Origin of the sequence: Arthrobacter bambusae, from assembly GCF_022606295.1 — a bacterium.
Classification (GTDB): Bacteria; Actinomycetota; Actinomycetes; order Actinomycetales; family Micrococcaceae; genus Arthrobacter; species Arthrobacter bambusae_A.
In genome coordinates this window covers 1-2,141 of sequence record NZ_JAHHZS010000089.1, presented here as the reverse complement: position 1 = coordinate 2,141, position 2,141 = coordinate 1, and the positions used below count along the sequence as shown (strand labels likewise).

General features: G+C 66.0%; 2 protein-coding genes. Both read right to left on the bottom strand.

Annotated features, from left to right (window positions below; translation table 11 throughout):
* Positions 1-63: 63 nt before the first annotated feature.
* Positions 64-852: an IS21-like element helper ATPase IstB gene (gene istB, locus KNN17_RS22185; RefSeq protein WP_241711071.1), complete on the bottom strand. Its 789-nt coding sequence runs from the start codon at positions 850-852 to the stop codon at positions 64-66.
* Positions 852-2,069 (bottom strand): IS21 family transposase, encoded by a 1,218-nt coding sequence (istA, locus tag KNN17_RS22180; protein WP_241711069.1) that lies wholly within the window; start codon positions 2,067-2,069, stop codon positions 852-854. The genes istB and istA overlap by 1 nt, the downstream gene beginning before the upstream one ends.
* Between the last annotated feature and the right edge of the window lie 72 nt (positions 2,070-2,141).

The window sequence follows — 2,141 nt, the reverse complement described above, 5'->3', positions numbered from 1 at the left end:
TGTCAGCGCTGGTCGAAAAGTGAGCCATTTCGTGGGTTGAAAAGTGAGCCACGTTGACGTTGGTTATTCTGCCTGATTTTCCGGTCTTGTCGAGGGCAGCAAGTCTGTCTGTGCATGCTTGAGCCGGTAGCTGGAGCCCTTGAGGGTGATGACTTCGGCGTGGTGGACGATGCGGTCGATCATGGCGGAAGCGACGACCTGGTCTCCGAACACATCTCCCCAGCGGGCGAAGGGCAGGTTCGAGGTCAGGATCAGGGAGGCGTGCTCGTAGCGTGATGAGACGAGCTGGAAGAACAGGTTCGCGGCATCCTGCTCGAACGGGATGTAGCCGACTTCATCGACGATGATCAGCCCGTAGCGGCGCAGCCGGACCAGCTCCTGCGGCAATCTGCCGTTTTGATGAGCGGCTTGGAGCCGGGAGACCCAGTCGATGGCGGTCGCGAACAGGACCCGATGACCCAGCTGGGTGGCCCGCAGACCCAGGCCGGTCGCGAGGTGTGTTTTGCCGGTTCCGGGCGGCCCGAGCAGGACGATGTTGGATGCCTCGGTGAGGAACGCGCCGGTGGCCAGGTGCGCGATCGTGTCGCGTTTGAGGCCGGGCTGATGGTCAAAGCTGAAGTCCTCGAGTGATTTACGGGCGGGAAACCCTGCTGCCCTGGCGCGGGATTCGGCGCCGGAGGCTTCCCTGGCGGCGACTTCCCGGGACAGGACCGCTGCGAGGTATTCCTCGTGGGTCCAGGCGGCCTCGCGGGCCTGGTCCGCGAGCCGGGCGGCAGCTTCCCGGATACGCGGTGCTTTCATCGCCCGGGAGTAGTACTCGATCTGCCCGGCGGTTTCCTTCGCCTCGGTCATCAGGCGACCTGCCCGTCATCGAGAGCGACACCGAACGCCCGGTCGTAGTCCGCCAAGTCCCGCAGCCCAGCCGTGTCAACGGCCGGTTCCGGGTTCTGGAAGGCTTTCCGCAACGTTCGGGCGGCCTCGACATGGCCCGGGTCGGTGATCGTCTGGCCCGCACCCCAGGACCGGGTATGGCTTCCGACGCATCGCCCCTCGAGGCTGATCGTGACGGTCTCAAGGTCAGCGGTGACATCCACGAACCTGCCGATGGCCTGCGGGTGCACGGAGTAATCGTTGGATCCCATCCGGACGTAGTAGTCCCGCGGGAGCCTGACCCGCGCGGCGAACCCGGTCACGGGCGGAACCGGCGGCAGCGCCAGCATCGCCGCCTTGTCCTGAGCGAGCAGGTCCGCGGGCCGGGCGCCGGTGCGCCGGACCAGCCGGGCATTGGCCTTGGGCAGCCAGCCCGCGAGCTGGGCGTTGAAGTCCTCCGGCGATACGAAAACACGTCCCGGCAGGAAGGAGGTTTCCAGGAACTGGTTGGCCCGCTCCACCACGCCCTTGCTCTCCGGGTCGTAGGGTTTGACCTGCACGATCCTGGTGGCGAGGACTCCGGCGAAAGCCGCGACGCCGGCGGCGTAGCTGTTCCGCCGTCCGATGCCGGTTTCGTTGTCCCAGATCAGCCGCCGCGGCACCGCGCCCAGGGACCCGATCAGCTCCCACATCCCGGCCAGCAGGTCCCCGGTCACCCGGGAGGGGATCATCCGGGCCATGATGAACCGCGAATGCGAGGACACCATCACCAGCACCGGCAGGACCCGGGGCTTTCCGTTCCCGACGGGTATCCGCACCTCCGGAAACCACAGATCGCACTGGACCTGGTCCCCGGGCTCGTAACTGATCCGGTCCGCGGGATCAGCGGGGGCATACTCCGGCCTGATCCTGGCCACGTTCTCCCTGAACCAGGCCGGGGACCCCGACCAACCCACACGCTCAGCCAGCACCGTCGCCGGCATCCGAGGGTTCTCCTTCAGCAGTGCCCGGATCGCCGGCTCCACCGCCTTGATCCCGGAGTCCTGCGGCGCACGGACATAGGTCGGCGGCCCATCGGCGCTGACCGCTCTCGCCACGGTGTTCCGGGAAAGACCCAGCCGCTCCGCTATCGACCTCATCGATTCACCCTCGGCAAGATGCAACCGCCGAATAAGCGCCCAATCCTCCACTGTGATCACCCACCCAATCGTTTGGAACAGGTGGCTCAGTTTTCAACCGTCACAATGGCTCAGTTTTCGACCGTCACTGAC